The 13,283-nt window shown below is 63.2% G+C and carries 19 protein-coding genes and 1 tRNA gene; 12 read left to right on the top strand and 8 right to left on the bottom strand.

Features of this window, described 5'->3' with window-relative positions; genetic code table 11:
• The first annotated feature begins 131 nt into the window (after positions 1–131).
• Entirely contained in the window at positions 132–707 is a 576-nt protein-coding gene (locus U0023_RS03425) for an NUDIX domain-containing protein (RefSeq protein WP_009763745.1), read from the top strand.
• A gap of 66 nt (positions 708–773) precedes the next feature.
• Here the strand turns inward: U0023_RS03425 and yidC are convergent, their stop codons facing one another.
• From yidC to rpmH, 3 genes are read right to left on the bottom strand one after another with little or no spacing between them, the layout of a single operon-like run.
• On the bottom strand, positions 774–2,633 hold the full coding sequence (gene yidC / locus U0023_RS03420) for a membrane protein insertase YidC (protein WP_009763746.1): 1,860 nt from the start codon (positions 2,631–2,633) through the stop codon (positions 774–776).
• On the bottom strand, positions 2,626–3,060 hold the full coding sequence (gene rnpA, locus U0023_RS03415) for a ribonuclease P protein component (protein WP_009763747.1): 435 nt from the start codon (positions 3,058–3,060) through the stop codon (positions 2,626–2,628). Before rnpA ends, yidC begins: the two co-directional genes overlap by 8 nt.
• 18 nt (positions 3,061–3,078) lie before the next feature.
• Positions 3,079–3,213, bottom strand: coding sequence for a 50S ribosomal protein L34 (gene rpmH / locus U0023_RS03410; protein WP_027314822.1), 135 nt, complete (start codon positions 3,211–3,213; stop codon positions 3,079–3,081).
• A 269-nt stretch (positions 3,214–3,482) separates the two neighbouring features.
• Between rpmH and U0023_RS03405 the strand changes: the two genes are divergently transcribed.
• The 3 genes from U0023_RS03405 to U0023_RS03395 all read left to right on the top strand — a co-directional run bounded on the left by U0023_RS03405 (position 3,483) and on the right by U0023_RS03395 (position 6,082).
• Complete coding sequence (locus tag U0023_RS03405) at positions 3,483–4,280, top strand: TVP38/TMEM64 family protein (RefSeq protein WP_009763748.1); 798 nt, start codon at positions 3,483–3,485, stop codon at positions 4,278–4,280.
• Positions 4,281–4,463: 183 nt separating this feature from the next.
• Positions 4,464–5,900, top strand: a complete 1,437-nt coding sequence (locus U0023_RS03400) for a sensor histidine kinase (RefSeq protein ID WP_009763749.1) — start codon at positions 4,464–4,466, stop codon at positions 5,898–5,900.
• Between the two features lie 105 nt (positions 5,901–6,005).
• Positions 6,006–6,082, top strand: a tRNA-Arg gene (locus tag U0023_RS03395).
• A 304-nt stretch (positions 6,083–6,386) separates the two neighbouring features.
• Here U0023_RS03395 and U0023_RS03390 read toward each other — a convergent pair.
• Entirely contained in the window at positions 6,387–6,554 is a 168-nt protein-coding gene (locus tag U0023_RS03390) for a hypothetical protein (RefSeq protein WP_009763750.1), read from the bottom strand.
• A 146-nt stretch (positions 6,555–6,700) separates the two neighbouring features.
• Between U0023_RS03390 and U0023_RS03385 the strand changes: the two genes are divergently transcribed.
• The gene (locus tag U0023_RS03385; RefSeq protein ID WP_009763751.1) at positions 6,701–6,967 is read left to right on the top strand and encodes a GlsB/YeaQ/YmgE family stress response membrane protein; all 267 of its coding nucleotides are present in this window, start codon (positions 6,701–6,703) and stop codon (positions 6,965–6,967) included.
• A 195-nt stretch (positions 6,968–7,162) separates the two neighbouring features.
• Here the strand turns inward: U0023_RS03385 and U0023_RS03380 are convergent, their stop codons facing one another.
• Positions 7,163–7,390, bottom strand: a complete 228-nt coding sequence (locus tag U0023_RS03380; protein ID WP_040639060.1) for a YgaP-like transmembrane domain — start codon at positions 7,388–7,390, stop codon at positions 7,163–7,165.
• Between the two features lie 146 nt (positions 7,391–7,536).
• Between U0023_RS03380 and U0023_RS03375 the strand changes: the two genes are divergently transcribed.
• Complete coding sequence (locus U0023_RS03375) at positions 7,537–8,031, top strand: YciE/YciF ferroxidase family protein (RefSeq protein WP_009763753.1); 495 nt, start codon at positions 7,537–7,539, stop codon at positions 8,029–8,031.
• Positions 8,032–8,110: 79 nt separating this feature from the next.
• Here U0023_RS03375 and U0023_RS03370 read toward each other — a convergent pair whose 3' ends face one another.
• From U0023_RS03370 to U0023_RS03360, 3 genes are all read right to left on the bottom strand, one after another.
• Positions 8,111–8,359 (bottom strand): hypothetical protein, encoded by a 249-nt coding sequence (locus tag U0023_RS03370; protein WP_009763754.1) that lies wholly within the window; start codon positions 8,357–8,359, stop codon positions 8,111–8,113.
• Entirely contained in the window at positions 8,346–8,987 is a 642-nt protein-coding gene (locus U0023_RS03365; RefSeq protein ID WP_009763755.1) for an acyl-homoserine-lactone synthase, read from the bottom strand. Before U0023_RS03365 ends, U0023_RS03370 begins: the two co-directional genes overlap by 14 nt.
• An 87-nt stretch (positions 8,988–9,074) precedes the next feature.
• Positions 9,075–9,812, bottom strand: coding sequence for a LuxR family transcriptional regulator (locus U0023_RS03360; RefSeq protein WP_009763756.1), 738 nt, complete (start codon positions 9,810–9,812; stop codon positions 9,075–9,077).
• Positions 9,813–9,919: 107 nt separating this feature from the next.
• On the opposite strand from U0023_RS03360, the gene U0023_RS03355 reads away from it, so the two are divergent.
• The 6 genes from U0023_RS03355 (at position 9,920) to U0023_RS03330 (ending at position 13,277) form a co-directional block, all read left to right on the top strand.
• Complete coding sequence (locus U0023_RS03355; protein WP_009763757.1) at positions 9,920–10,306, top strand: helix-turn-helix domain-containing protein; 387 nt, start codon at positions 9,920–9,922, stop codon at positions 10,304–10,306.
• Positions 10,307–10,428: 122 nt separating this feature from the next.
• Positions 10,429–10,950: a hypothetical protein gene (locus U0023_RS03350; protein ID WP_009763758.1), complete on the top strand. Its 522-nt coding sequence runs from the start codon at positions 10,429–10,431 to the stop codon at positions 10,948–10,950.
• An 11-nt stretch (positions 10,951–10,961) separates the two neighbouring features.
• The gene (locus tag U0023_RS03345; RefSeq protein ID WP_009763759.1) at positions 10,962–11,354 is read left to right on the top strand and encodes a phage holin family protein; all 393 of its coding nucleotides are present in this window, start codon (positions 10,962–10,964) and stop codon (positions 11,352–11,354) included.
• Positions 11,351–11,770: a DUF3618 domain-containing protein gene (locus tag U0023_RS03340; protein WP_083861442.1), complete on the top strand. Its 420-nt coding sequence runs from the start codon at positions 11,351–11,353 to the stop codon at positions 11,768–11,770. The genes U0023_RS03345 and U0023_RS03340 overlap by 4 nt, the downstream gene beginning before the upstream one ends.
• A 20-nt stretch (positions 11,771–11,790) precedes the next feature.
• A complete protein-coding gene (locus U0023_RS03335; RefSeq protein ID WP_009763761.1) occupies positions 11,791–12,483 on the top strand; it encodes a hypothetical protein in 693 nt (230 codons plus the stop codon).
• Positions 12,484–12,923: 440 nt separating this feature from the next.
• Positions 12,924–13,277, top strand: coding sequence for a response regulator (locus tag U0023_RS03330; protein WP_009763762.1), 354 nt, complete (start codon positions 12,924–12,926; stop codon positions 13,275–13,277).
• The last annotated feature ends 6 nt before the right edge of the window (positions 13,278–13,283 follow it).

Raw genomic sequence — 13,283 nt, 5'->3', positions numbered from 1 at the left:
GTGGAAGATCGTCGGCCGGGTTTTCAGGAAGCGGCTACCAGAAATCTACCGCTCTTCTACGAAACCGGAGGAGTGCATTCGACCGCGCCGCCGCCATGCTGTGCCGTCTTGGACATGACGGAAATGCGCACATGACGGACGCTCCCATTCTCATTCGCTCGGTCGAGATCCTCTCCGACGACTGGGCCATCCTCAAGAAGTTCACCTTCGACTACCGCCGCCGGGACGGCAGCCTGGAAAGGCAGGTTCGACAGACCTATGACCGCGGCCATGGCGCCGTGATCCTCCCCTACGATCCCGGGCGCGGTACGGTGCTGCTCGTCCGGCAGTTCCGGCTGCCCGCCTACGTGAGCGGCCATTCCGAGCCCCTGATCGAGGCCTGCGCGGGACTGCTCGACAAGGACAACCCCGAGACCTGCATCCGCCGGGAGGCGGAGGAGGAGCTTGGCTACCGGCTGCGCGAGACCGAGCCCGTTTTCCACGTCTTCATGAGCCCGGGCAGCGTGACCGAGCGGCTCATGTTCTTCATCGCCCGCTATTCGCCTGAGGATCGTGTCGGCGAGGGTGGAGGCGACAGGCATGAGGGCGAGGACATCGAGGTGCTGGAAATGGCGCTCGATGAAGCCCTTGCCATGGTGGACCAGGGCCGGATCGTCGACGGCAAGACCATCATGCTGCTCCAGCACCTGAAGCTGAAAGGTCTTTGAGAGCCTGACAAAGAAAAACCCCGGGCTTCGACCCGGGGTTCTCTGCTGGTTCCGGTCGATGGCGGCTCAGCCCTTGGCCGGGCTGGCCTTGCGGCTGAAGGTCTTGCGCAGGTTGTCCCAGAGTTCGATCTTCACGCCGTTGCGCTTCATGATGAAGGCCTGCTGGCTCACCGAGAGGAGGTTGTTCCAGGCCCAGTAGATCACGAGACCGGCCGGGAACGAGCCGAGCATGAAGGTGAAGATCACCGGCATCCAGGAGAAGACCTGCTTCTGCACCGGGTCCGGCGGCTCCGGGTTCATCTTCATCTGCAGCCACATGGTGAAGCCCATGATGATCGGCCACACGCCGAGCATCAGGAAGTGGCCGATGACCGGCACGGCGCCCGGGTTGTAGGGCAGGAGGCCGAACAGGTTGAAGATCGTGGTCGGATCGGGAGCCGCGAGGTCGCGGATCCAGCCGAAGAACGGCGCATGGCGCATTTCAATGGTGACGAAGAGCACCTTGTAGAGCGCGAAGAAAACCGGGATCTGGATCAGCACGGGCCAGCAGCCGGCGACCGGGTTGATCTTCTCCTTGCGGTAGAGCTCCATCAGAGCCTGCTGCTGCTTCATCTTGTCGTCGGCATAGCGCTCGCGGATCGAGGCCATCTCCGGCTGCACCGCCTTCATCTTCGCCATGGAGCGATAGGACTTGCTGGCGAGCGGGAAGAACAGACCCTTCAGGATCACGGTCACGAGGAGGATCGCGATGCCGAAATTGCCGAACAGGCGGAAGAAGAAGTCCAGAACCTTAAAGAGCGGCTTGGTGATGAAGTAGAACCAGCCCCAGTCGATCAGGAGATCGAAGTTCTTGATGTTCAGGGCGCTGTGATAGGCGTCGACGGTCGCGACCTCCTTGGCACCGGCGAACAGGCGCTGGGTCACTTCCGTGGTGGCGCCGGGCTGAAGCGTCTGCGACGCACCGGCCACCGTGGCCTGATAGGTGCGATCCGCCGTCTGGCCCTGCTGCGACGTGAAGGAGCCCTGGAAAGCCTGCGTCTGGTCGGGAATGACGGCCGCCGCCCAGTACTTGTCGGTGATGCCGAGGAAGCCGCCGGTGACCGAGTTCCAGATCTGGCCGACCGTGCTGCCGCCCGAGATCGGCTCCTTCTTGTCCAGGTTCGCGTATGTGATCTCCTGGAGGCCGTTGTCGCCGAGAACGCCGATCATGCCTTCGTGCAGCACGTAATAGCCGAGGGTCACGGGCCGCCCATGACGGGAAACGAGGCTGTAGGACTGCAGCGTCACGGGAGCCGAACCCCGGTTCTCGACCGCATCCTTGACCGTGAACATGTACTTGTCGTCGACCGAGATCGTGCGGCGGAACACCAGGCCCTGGTCGTTCTGCCAGGTCAGGGTCACCGGGCTGCTGGGGGTCAGGGTGGTCTTGTCCGCCGTCCAGACCGTGTTCTGGTTTGGCAGGCTGCCCGCCTCGGCGCCGACCCAGCCGAACTCGGCGTAGTAGGGGTTCTGAGTGCCCGTCGGCGACAGGAGCACGATGATCGGGCTCTTGGGGTCCACCGTCTCCCGGTAATGCTTGAGGGACACGTCGTCGACGCGGCCGCCGCGCAGGTTGATCGAGCCGGAGATCGCGGGCGTGTCGATGGTGACGCGCGGCGAAGCGGCGAGCGCCGCCTCACGGGATTGGACGGTCGGAGCCGAAGGGGCGCCCGGGACGGTTCCCGGCACGGTCGGGGAGGCTCCGCCAGCCTGGCTCGGGCTCGCCGGCGGATTCGGCGCCGTGGGATTCACCTGCGTGGATTGCGCCTGCTGGGCGGCCTGCCGCTGCTTCTCGGCCTGGGGAGCCGCATAGAAGTATTGCCAGCCGAGCAGGATCGCCAGCGATAGCGCGATGGCGACGATGAGATTTTTGTTGTCTTCACGCATGGGAATGTCCGCGACGCTCGCCGTTGGGGGGAGGTGAGGAAGGGGGCCGACGCTCTGCGGACGGTGCGCTTCTCGGCTTGGTGACCGTCCGCAGCGCGCGTCTAAGATCGTCGATGAGCAGAGCGAAATCGGCGGAGAGGATATCGCGTCGTCCGATGATGACGACGTCCGCATCGATATTCGCGTAATCCTGGCCCGCCGCAGGAAGGGCGGCCCGGAGCCGGCGCTTGATCCGGTTGCGCTCGGTGGCGTGGCCGACGCGCTTCGTGACCGTGAGGCCGAAGCGCAGGCCGAGGCCCGAGCCTTCGCGCAGCCGAGCCTGCACCGACATCCGCTCGGTATGAAAGCGGCGGCCAGAGGCCGCCGCGACGAAGTCAGGTCTTTTCGTCAGACGCCCGAGGCATTGCTCTGCGCGAGGCTCGCGCATCGGGCGATCCTTAGCTGCTTACGCCGAAAGGCGCTTGCGGCCATGGGCGCGGCGAGCGGCAATGACCTTGCGGCCACCCTTGGTCGCCATGCGCGCACGGAAGCCGTGGCGGCGCTTGCGAACCAGCTTGCTCGGTTGATACGTCCTCTTCACGGCACATCTCCGGTCGAATGGGGCAGCGGTGCTCGATGGCTCGCGCCCGTCTGGTTAAAATGGGGTTGCCCCCGAAACTGTCTCGAAAAAACGATCAGCGCCCCAGAAGAGCGCTGTCAGCTTGCGGGCTTATGAAGGAATGGAGGGGCAAAGTCAACGCTGCTCTGGCCCTTATGCGGCAATCGGCCCAGCAGCCCCGCCTCAGGCGCCGAGTCCGTGGGCCCGCCGCCGTCAGGCCCTATGTAGGGCCTGAAAAACAAGGAGAAGTCGTGGTCGATCCGCAACAGAACGCTCATAGCCCAAAGGGAGCGTCCCGTCTCCTGCGCATCCTGCCCCTCGGGCTCGTCGTCCTGGTGCTGGGGGCCTTCTTCGCATCGGGCCTGCACCGGTCCTTGAGCTTCGAGACCTTCATCCGCTACCAGACATGGCTGCAGGACCACGTCGCCGCCCATCGCGTTGCCATGCTCGCCCTGTTCGGGGCGATCTATGTGGCGGCTGTCACCCTGTCCCTGCCGGTTTCCGCCCTGCTGACGACCGTCGGTGGCTATCTGTTCGGTTGGGTGCTCGGGGGGATCGCGGCTTCCGTGGCAGCCACCATGGGGGCGACCGGCCTCTTCCTGATCGCCCGCACGTCTCTCGCGGGGCCTCTCCTGCAGAGGGCAGGCGGGCGGATCCAGGCCCTTGCGGCGGGCTTCCGGAAGCAGGCCTTCTTCTATCTTCTTTCGCTTCGCCTGATTCCTGCCGTGCCATTCTGGCTCACGAACCTCGCCGCGGCCTTTTTCGGCATGCCCGCCAAGACCTTCGTTCTGGCGACCCAACTGGGGATCCTGCCGGTTTCCTTTGCGTTCGCCTTCGCAGGCTCGGGACTGGACGAGGCGCTGTCACGGCACAAGACGCTCCTGGCCGAATGCCGGGCGGCCGGGCGAGGCGATTGCGCGGTCGATTTCGACCCGCGGAGCCTGTTGACGCCGGAACTCCTGATCGCTCTCGTGATCCTGGGAGCGCTCGCACTGGTTCCGGTTGCGCTGAAGCACTGGCGCAGGCGCGTCGCCGACGAGGGCCGATGATTAAGCAGGCGTGGATGAGGGCATCGAATCCTAGCGTGGAGCTCGCTTTCGGGCTTGCTCCATTCCTATCTCCCTTTATCCCAGCCCATGTTGGGCGCGACGGTGGCGTTTCTCGAATCGTCGGCTCACAATCCATGAGCGCGGCGGCCGGTCTTCAGGGGCGCCGCCTGGAATGAAACGGGAATGAGCCGCGAGCCGACCACTCTCACAGGACGCATCCTGAGCCAGTTCGGGCTCTCCGCTCGGCTGCTCCTGCTGACCGTGCTCTTCGTGATGATCGCGGAGGTGCTCATCTATGTGCCCTCCGTGGCCAATTTCCGGCTGACATGGCTGAACGACCGTCTCGCGGCGGCGCAGATCGCCGCCATGGTTCTCGATGCCGCGCCTGAGGAAAGCCTGACGGAGGAGTTGGAGCTGCGCCTCCTGCACGGAGTCGGCGCCAAGGCCATTGCCCTGAAGGGAGGCGGGCGCCGGAGCCTGCTGGCCTCCGGCGAGATGCCGAACGAGGTGAGCAAGACGGTCGACCTGCGCGACGCCCATTGGCCGACCTTGGTCCAGGACGCCTTCTCCGTGCTGTTCAACCCGGCGGACAAGCCGATTCGTGTCATCGGCGCCGGCATGGGGGTGGAATTCGTCGAGATGATTCTCGATCAGGCCCCCTTGCGCCAGGCCATGATCAAGTTCTCGCGCAACATCCTGTTCCTGTCCCTGTTCATCTCCGGCATCACGGCGATTCTCGTCTATCTCACCCTGCAATGGGTGATCGTGCGTCCCGTGCGGCGGCTCACGGGCAACATCGCGGAGTTCTCCAGCAATCCGGAGGATGCGTCGCGGGTCATCCAGCCGACCGATCGCGTCGACGAGATCGGCCTCGCCGAACAGGCGCTCGCCCGCATGGAGACGACGCTCGCCGATGAGCTGCGCCAGAAGCGTCGCCTGGCGCAGCTGGGGCTGGCGGTCAGCAAGATCAATCACGAGCTGCGCAACATGCTCACCACGGCCCAGCTCCTCACGGATCGCCTGGACAACGTGAGCGACGAGAGCGTCCAGCGCATCGCCCCCAGGCTCGTCAACACCCTCGACCGGGCCATTGCCTTCTGCGAGACCACCCTGGCCTACGGCCGGGCCACGGAGCCCCTGCCGCAGCGGCGGCTGATCGCCCTGGCACCCCTGATCGCGGAACTGTCGAACCTCACGGACCTGGCGCCGGAGGTCGGCATCACCTTCGAGGCCCAGGTGCCCGAGGACCTCATGGTTGACGCCGACCCGGATCAGCTCTCCCGGGTTCTGGTGAATGTCGTTCGCAACGCGGTCCAGGCTCTCAGCCAGACCGGGGCCCCGGAGGGGCGCCCCCGGATCGATGTGTCCGCCTCCCGGGAGGACGGCTCCGTGTGCATCCTGATCAAGGATAACGGTCCCGGCATTCCCGAGCGGGCGAAGGCGACCCTGTTCACCCCCTTCCAGGGCTCGGCCCAGAAGGGCGGGACGGGCCTGGGCCTTCCCATCGCGGCGGAGCTCGTCCAGCTTCACGGCGGGACCATCGCCCTCGACGAGAGCCACGGCACCACTTGCTTCAAGATCTCGATTCCCGACCGGCCCTCCGTGTCGGGATCAAACTGAAGCTTTCCGCACATCTTCTGCACGAAGAGGCTTGCCAAGCGGATCAGATGCCTCTATGTCAGCGGCCTCGGCGAACGTTGCTTCCTGCAACAACCGGCCGATAAAGCGCCCGTAGCTCAGCTGGATAGAGCACCAGACTACGAATCTGGGGGTCAGAGGTTCGAATCCTTTCGGGCGCGCCATTTTCCTTGCTACAATCTGTGAAGACGAGACGAGAGTTCGAGGCTCAGATCCTGAGCATCTGGACTCCGCATTCGTTTCGGGCGCCGTGATCGATCCGGCACCAGCCATTCACCTCTTCCTTGCAAGCGCTCATCCCGAGGAGGCGCGTCGCGCCGTCTCGAGGGAGGACCCGGAGAGCACACGCAGATCAGTCGGACACAGCGCCGCCGCTCCTCAGAACGAGGTGAGAGGGTATTCGGCGGGTTCATCGGCATGGGATCAGGCGTGGCAACCCCATGAGTGCATAGGAAGGTCTCGAGGGTTCTAGACCTCGGCCGCCGGAGTGATGCCGAGGTCGGTGAGCTTGGCTCGAACCTCCGAGACCGGCCGTTTCAGCTTCAGGCTGATCACCGAGACCGGGGCTCCTTCCCGCGCGAGGGACAGAAGGGCTTGGACGGCCTCGTAGCTCCAATGGTCTCCAGCAGGATTCATGGCGTTCTTCTCCCTGTGAACGAAGCGCAAGCGTCGGTCGCAAGTGCGGCGAGATGATGAAATGGGGCTTTGGGAGACGGTCCCGCCGCAACCTTAGCCGAGGATGCGCGTTCCTTGTGGAGGCAACGCAGACCAAGGACCGCAACATGAGCATTCTCTGGACCATCATCATCGGCTTCGTGGCAGGTGTGATCGCTAAATGGATCATGCCCGGACGGAACGAGCCCTCCGGCTTCATCATGACGACCATCCTGGGCATCGTGGGTGCCGTGGTCGCCACCTATCTCGGTCAAGCTCTGGGCTGGTACCGGGCCGATGAGGGGGCAGGGTTCATCGGCGCCATCGTCGGCGCGATCATCGTGCTCTTCATCTATGGCCTGATCGTCGGACGCCGCTCGACGTCGTCTTATTGATCGGCTCCAGGATCGAGATAAAAACGCCAAGGGCCACAGTCTCGCTGTGGCCCTTCTTGCATGAGGGGTATCCCGGAAGCGGCATCCGCTCCCGGGTCTGCCTTTCTAGCTGTTTCCACTAGCGTGGAATCATCTCTCTTCTTTGCTGGGCCGCATTTTTGACGGCCAACCGGATCCACTTCGCCGAAAAATGCTCTAGCCGTGATGCGCGATGCGATCCTGAGCGTCCGAGCCCATGAGGGCCGCCTTGACGGGGCAATTGCCCACATAGCCGCGCCAAGCGAGATAAGAGCCGCCCGCGAGCGCGAGAATGTTCAAGAGGGGATTGGGGCGCGGCTTGGCCGCCGCAGCCGCCAGGCCGAGCCCGGCCAGCATATAGGCCCCGCGCTCGACCGTACTGAGGTTGGGCTCTCCATCCATCATGTTCGTCACGTCTGTTCTCCTTCTTTGATCTTGGCCGAACGCGACGCGAAGCCGTGTTGTTCCCCTGTGACAAGAGCCGAAAAATTCTGCAGGAACCCCGAAGCTTGACCTTCGTTGAGTCCACGCTCAACGAAGGAGTTGTTACGATGGCAGCCAAGGAAAAGACCCTGAACGACCTGTTCCTTCACACGCTGAAGGACGTCTACTACGCCGAGAAACAGATCCTGAAGGCCCTGCCGCGGATGGCGAAGAACGCCGATTCCGAGGAGCTCAAGCAGGCCTTCGAGACCCATCGCGAAGAGACGGAAGGCCAGATCGAGCGGCTCGAGAAGGTGTTCGAGATGCTCGGCAAGCCAGCTCGCGGCGTGCAGTGCGAAGCGATCAACGGCATCATCGAGGAAGGCAAGGAAGTCATGGAGGACTTCGCCGACAGCGAGGCTCTCGACGCGGGCATCCTCGCCGCCGCGCAGGCCGTCGAGCATTACGAGATCACCCGCTACGGCTCCCTGAAGACCTGGGCCGGCGAGCTGGGCCTGAACGACGCCGTGACGCTCCTCGACCAGAACCTCGAAGAGGAGAAGAAGACCGACAAGCTGCTGACCCAGCTTGCCGAGGCGCGCGTGAACACCAAGGCCGCGTAAACGACGCTTGCGAAGGAACAGCCTCGCGCTCCCGCAGCGCGAGGCTCTTTCGTTTTCGAGGCGGCCGGAACGCGCAGCCTCAATGCCGATGGGCCGGATCCGGCGCGACCTTCGTGTCCAGGATTAGCCGCATGGTTCCCGACGGGGTGATCTCGAGCGAGGCGCGCATCGTGTCCGGGTATTCCACCAGATGCATGAAGGCCAGAAGCCTCAGGCGCGCGATGGCGGGAAACTGAGCCAGGCAATGCGCCATGTTGCGGGAGGCGCGCTCGATCAACTCGTCCGGGACAATGCAGGAGAGGAGAGGGTTCTCTTCAGGCAGCGACATGCGGCACCCGTCTTATAGCTGGAGACAGCGGGGTATTGCGTTCGAGCACGGAGCCGCGCAGACCGGCGATGCGGCGAACCTGCTCCAGGCTCTCCGGTGACACGGTGATCGACGCCGCGATGCAGGGCTGGCCTTCGATCGTCGTCGGCAGGCCCAGAGGCTTTACCTTGAAGCCTGTCTGCTGCCAGCGCGGCAGCCACCACATCTCGACAACCGCCGTGAGTTCCGTGATGCCTTCCTCCAGGCAGTACTCCTGCACGGCCGCGAGAAGCCTGCAATCCGTTCGCCCCATGCGTCTTTCCTTGACGACGAAGTAGCGCGTCCACTCGAAGACGCGGTCGGCTCGGAGGATGCCCCGTGGCGCCATGTGGCCGAAGACGTCGCTCAGCATATGGGGCAGAACGGTCGGGTAAAGCCGCTGGCCTCCCACGACCCGGTCCTGTTCGATGGCCAGGAGATAGATCGCGTTGCTGTTGTCGTAGGCGTCGATCTCCCGTCCGTCGGGGCGATGCAGGCCTTGCCACCCGCGTTCCCTGACGAAGACCTCGTGCCGGAGGCGGAAGTATTCCTCCAACGGGTGTTCGTATAAACTCAGGTTGTCCTTCGTGATCACATGAATTGTCGTCATGGAATTCCACACCCCTTCATGATCAAGGGGGGCATTCTTCTCGCGCTAGGCGGAAGAAAGATATTGTAGGAAATTACAGGTGATGCGTTACAGCTGGATCAGCTTGTATTTAAGCGCCCGCGCCACCGCCTGGGTCTTGTTGACCGCCTCGAGCTTCTGGCAGGCGCTGACGATGTGGGCCGTGACGGTACGTTCGGTGATCCCGAGAATCTCACCCGTATCCGCGGCCGACTTTCCCGCGGCGGCCCAGAGCAAGGCTTCGCGCTCGCGGGGCGTGAGCAAACTGGGGCCGGCCGGGGTCTGGGCATCGAGCAACCCTCGGGCGCGCTCGAAGGCATACATGGCCATCAGGTGGAGGGCGGGCTTCGTCCGGGGGGATAGGTCAAGGTCCACGCCGCTCATGGAGAAGCAGGCCTCATAACCATTGATCCCATGAATCGGCAGGCAGAAGCCGTCCCGCATCCTGAAATCCGTGGCCCGCTCCATGACCTCGGCGGCCTTGCGCTCGGTTGCCCGGTCATAGGGTGCCTCTGACCACTCGAAGGGCTGCGTCGTGTTTTTGCAGAGGCGGATGATTGGGTCGGACCTTACGTAATCGTGCCGGACATAAATATCGAACCACCCCATCGGCCACTTCCTGAGCAGGACGACCTGTTCGAAGCGCTCCTTGGGGTTCGGCAGGCCCGTCATGATGAAGTTCTCGAAGCCGAACAACGAGAACGTCCGGGCGACGGCTTCCACCACGTCGTCCAGGCTGGTCAGTCCGTCGAGGCGGTCGATGAAGCTGAAGGCTTCCGTCGCGTGGTCGAAGGCGCTGCCGCTCAAGGAAATCTCCCGAAAAGGCTTTCCAATCGAGCTTATAATGATGTATCAATACTAACAAGGGTTCTGGAAAAGGCCCGGAGAGGAAAAGGCTGCCGCAGGAGCGTTCTTTGCACAAAAAGTCACCCAACGAGGTCGATCGGCATATCGGAGGCCGCGTCAAAGCCCGGCGCGTCACGCTTGGGATGAGCCAGGAGAAGCTTGCAAGTGCCCTCGGGATCACGTTCCAGCAGATCCAGAAATATGAGAAGGGCACGAACCGCATCGGTGCGAGCCGCCTGCTTCAAATCGCCGGCATCTTGGATGTGAACTTCGAGTTCTTCTTCGAAGGGCTTCCCGGCCTACGGGCCGGCGGCTTGACCGATGACAGCTTGATGGCCGAGTTTCTGAACCGCTCGGACAGCCGCCGCATCGTGCGCGGCTTCCTGAATCTGAAGGACGACGAGGCCCGCCAGAAGGTGGCCGATCTCGTCGACTGGCTTGCGACGTCCCGGTGAGGGACCTCCCGACAGCGCCCTGAGCAGGGAGCGCTTCATCCCCTAAAGCATTGAGCCTTGGAGACCTTCGGAACCCGCCGCGCTTCTAATGGTTACTCACTCACGATTGAAAGAGGTTGACCATGGGCGTGGGACAGCAGAACACCGACAGGCAGCAGGACAACGGCAACGAGGATTGGGATGCGCTCAAGGGCGATGTCGGCGACATCGCAGGTGCCGCAGTGGAGCGCAGCCGGTACTTCATCGATTCCGCGCGCGAGCAGGCGACGGATTACGTCGACCGCCGCAAGGACGATATCGCGCAATCCGTTGCGGATTTCGCCAATTCTCTGCGCGAATCCACCCATTCCTTCGATGAGCGGCCCAACATCCGCGCTGTCGTCGATACCGCGGCCGAGGGTCTGGAGCAGCTAGCGGATTCCATCCGTGAGCGCACCTTCGCGGATTTCTTCAACGACTTCGAGGATGTGGTCCGTCGCCGCCCGGCAACCGTGGCGGCCGCAACCGTGGCCATCGGCTTCCTTGCCGCCCGCTTCATCAAAAGCACGGCCGAGGACCTTCGCTATGACGACGTGCGCGAAAGCCAGGCCCAGACTGCGCGGTCCCGTGCGCGGCAGGCCCAGCGCTCGCGCTCCAGCGCCTGACGGAGGCCGCCATGCAGGGCAACGGCAACCAAACGATCCAGGGTCTCGTGGGTGAGGCGCTGCGGGAATCCACCGATCTCGCACAGAAGGAATTCACCCTTTTCAAGACCGAGGTATCTCAGAACATCCGCACGCTTTTCATGGGGCTCGCCATGGTAGTCGTGGCGGCGATCTTCGCCATCGCGGCCGTCATGTTGCTGACAGACTCGCTCGTGAAGTGGCTGGCGACCGTCGTCCATTCGGAGGCGCTTGCCGCGCTCATCGTTGGCGGCGTGCTGGCCTTGATCGCCATCGGCCTCGGGCTGTGGGGACGCAGCGCCATGTCGTCGTCCACGCTCACGCCGAAGCGGACGATGCATTCGCTCAAGCGCGATGCGGAAGTCCTGTCGGAAAGAGGTGCATGATGACGTCACAGAGTCTGCAGGAACTGGAAAGCGACATTGAGCGTAGCCGCGCTCAGCTCGACCAGACCATCGACCGTCTCCAGAACAAGATGACGGTTTCCGGTGTGGTCGACGATATGCTCGGCACCGCCCGGAACGGCCAGTACGGACCGCTTTACGAAAAGGTTCTGGATACGGTCAGGCGCAATCCAGTTCCGGTCATGCTGATCGCCATGGGCGTCGGGCTTCTCGCCTATCGCCTCGGTCGGTCGACTGCACCTCGGAGAACCCGTCTGATCGCAGCCGATGAGGATCTGATCACGGAAGAGCATCTGCTGATGGAGGCGGAGGATCCTCGTCTCTATGGGGCGGAGGGCGCGCCGCTGAGCACGTCCGATCCGATGTTCGAACCTCCCCGCACCAGTTCCCGATTTTGATCATGAAACAGGAGTTTTCCATGGCTAACAGCAAAAACGAAACCGGTAAGCCGAGCGGGGCGCAGTCGGGCACGACAGGGAACGTCTCTGCCGGAACGTCGGTGGGCAATATCGGCGAGCCGCCCATGCCTCATGCCCATGAGCAGCGGTCGGCCCAGGGTTCCGGCGCCACCGGCGGCAATCAGGCATCCGGTCAGCAGAAAGGCCAGTCCCAGCAGAACGCGCAGGAGCAGGGTGGGTCGATCACCGACAAGGCCCAGCAGGCTGCGGATCAGGCCCGGCAGAAAGCGGGAGAGGCCTATGAAGGCGCTTCCGATTGGGCGCGCGACACCTACGAGCGCGCCTCGCACTGGGCATCCGATACCTATTCAGGCCAGCGCCGTCGCATGAACCAGATGGGCGGGCGGTCTGCTCGTGCCTTCGGTAATGCGCGTGGCGGCGTTCAAAGCTACGTGTCCGAGAACCCGATGGTCGTCGGCCTCGTGGGATTGGCCACAGGTCTTCTCCTCGGCGCCTTGCTGCCGCGCACCCGCCGCGAGAACGAGATGTTCGGCGAATGGGCTGACGAGGTTCGCAACCAGGGTCTTCGCTATGCCCGCGATGCCGCCAATCGCGGCCGCGAATATGTCGAGGACACCTTCAGCGGCGACGAAGCGCGCTTCAGCCGGCACGAGAGCGAGTTCAACAACCAGCGCGATACCAATCGCCATTGATGCTTGAACTGCACCAGTACCGAAGTGAAAAGGCGCCGGCGAAAGCCGGCGCTTTTTTGTTGGATTCGGGAAGGCTGCAATGGGGTGAATAGGTGCGCCACCGGCGAGCGTGCCGCACAAATGACAACGGCCACGGCGAGATGATGCGCGTACATCCGGCGTCAGCATCTCGGCATCGTGACCGCTTCTGGCAAGCGCTTGTGCCGCCAGGTTGAGAGTAAGATGGGATTGACGCCTCCGGTTTCAAGGACCTATCCAAAATCGCACGCGTGCAATATCGGCTTCTTAACCGTAACTCTTCAAAAATTCAGTCCGATGCGACGTATGCGGGAACGAGCTGCTGTCGAACTTGTTGCTCCTACACAAGGAAAAGATTTCCTATCGTCGAAATGCCTGGGAGAGTTGCGGTCCAGTCGAAGGATCGGATGTTGGAGTTGGGTATGCGTATTCTGATCCTGGAAGACGATCCCTGGATTGCGACCGACCTGCAAGCGATCCTCGAGTCGGAAGGGCATGAGATCGTCGATTCCTTGAGTTCCCTCGACGAAGCCTTCCGGCATCTCGACGATGGATTCGATTGCGCGCTGCTCGACATCGACGTGATCGGCGGCAAGAGTTTTGGCGTGGCGGAGGCTCTCGCGGCGCGACGGATTCCCTTCGTCTTCGTGTCGGCGTCGCAGCCCTCCGACTTGCCTCAAACCCTCCGGCAGGCGGCGTTCGTGGCAAAGCCTTTCGAGGAGCGAACGCTTCTGGAATCCGTCGATCATCTCTCCCTCAACCGCCTGCCATGCTGACGGTGG

The organism is Microvirga lotononidis (assembly GCF_034627025.1).
Taxonomy (GTDB): domain Bacteria; phylum Pseudomonadota; class Alphaproteobacteria; order Rhizobiales; family Beijerinckiaceae; genus Microvirga; species Microvirga lotononidis.
The sequence above is the reverse complement of the archived record's forward strand: the minus strand, read 5'-3'. Positions and strand labels throughout refer to the sequence as shown.

Coding starts and splice junctions, on each gene's coding strand:
- U0023_RS03390 (WP_009763750.1), bottom strand. CDS start 6,554: ATGAATCCTGCTGGAGACCATTGGAGCTACGAGGCCGTCCAAGCCCTT.
- U0023_RS03335 (WP_009763761.1), top strand. CDS start 11,791: ATGGCTAACAGCAAAAACGAAACCGGTAAGCCGAGCGGGGCGCAGTCG.
- U0023_RS03370 (WP_009763754.1), bottom strand. CDS start 8,359: ATGTCGCTGCCTGAAGAGAACCCTCTCCTCTCCTGCATTGTCCCGGAC.
- U0023_RS03350 (WP_009763758.1), top strand. CDS start 10,429: ATGGGCGTGGGACAGCAGAACACCGACAGGCAGCAGGACAACGGCAAC.
- U0023_RS03380 (WP_040639060.1), bottom strand. CDS start 7,390: ATGATGGATGGAGAGCCCAACCTCAGTACGGTCGAGCGCGGGGCCTAT.
- U0023_RS03385 (WP_009763751.1), top strand. CDS start 6,701: ATGAGCATTCTCTGGACCATCATCATCGGCTTCGTGGCAGGTGTGATC.
- U0023_RS03330 (WP_009763762.1), top strand. CDS start 12,924: ATGCGTATTCTGATCCTGGAAGACGATCCCTGGATTGCGACCGACCTG.
- U0023_RS03365 (WP_009763755.1), bottom strand. CDS start 8,987: ATGACGACAATTCATGTGATCACGAAGGACAACCTGAGTTTATACGAA.
- U0023_RS03340 (WP_083861442.1), top strand. CDS start 11,351: ATGATGACGTCACAGAGTCTGCAGGAACTGGAAAGCGACATTGAGCGT.
- U0023_RS03375 (WP_009763753.1), top strand. CDS start 7,537: ATGGCAGCCAAGGAAAAGACCCTGAACGACCTGTTCCTTCACACGCTG.
- U0023_RS03345 (WP_009763759.1), top strand. CDS start 10,962: ATGCAGGGCAACGGCAACCAAACGATCCAGGGTCTCGTGGGTGAGGCG.
- U0023_RS03425 (WP_009763745.1), top strand. CDS start 132: ATGACGGACGCTCCCATTCTCATTCGCTCGGTCGAGATCCTCTCCGAC.
- rnpA (WP_009763747.1), bottom strand. CDS start 3,060: ATGCGCGAGCCTCGCGCAGAGCAATGCCTCGGGCGTCTGACGAAAAGA.
- yidC (WP_009763746.1), bottom strand. CDS start 2,633: ATGCGTGAAGACAACAAAAATCTCATCGTCGCCATCGCGCTATCGCTG.
- U0023_RS03400 (WP_009763749.1), top strand. CDS start 4,464: ATGAGCCGCGAGCCGACCACTCTCACAGGACGCATCCTGAGCCAGTTC.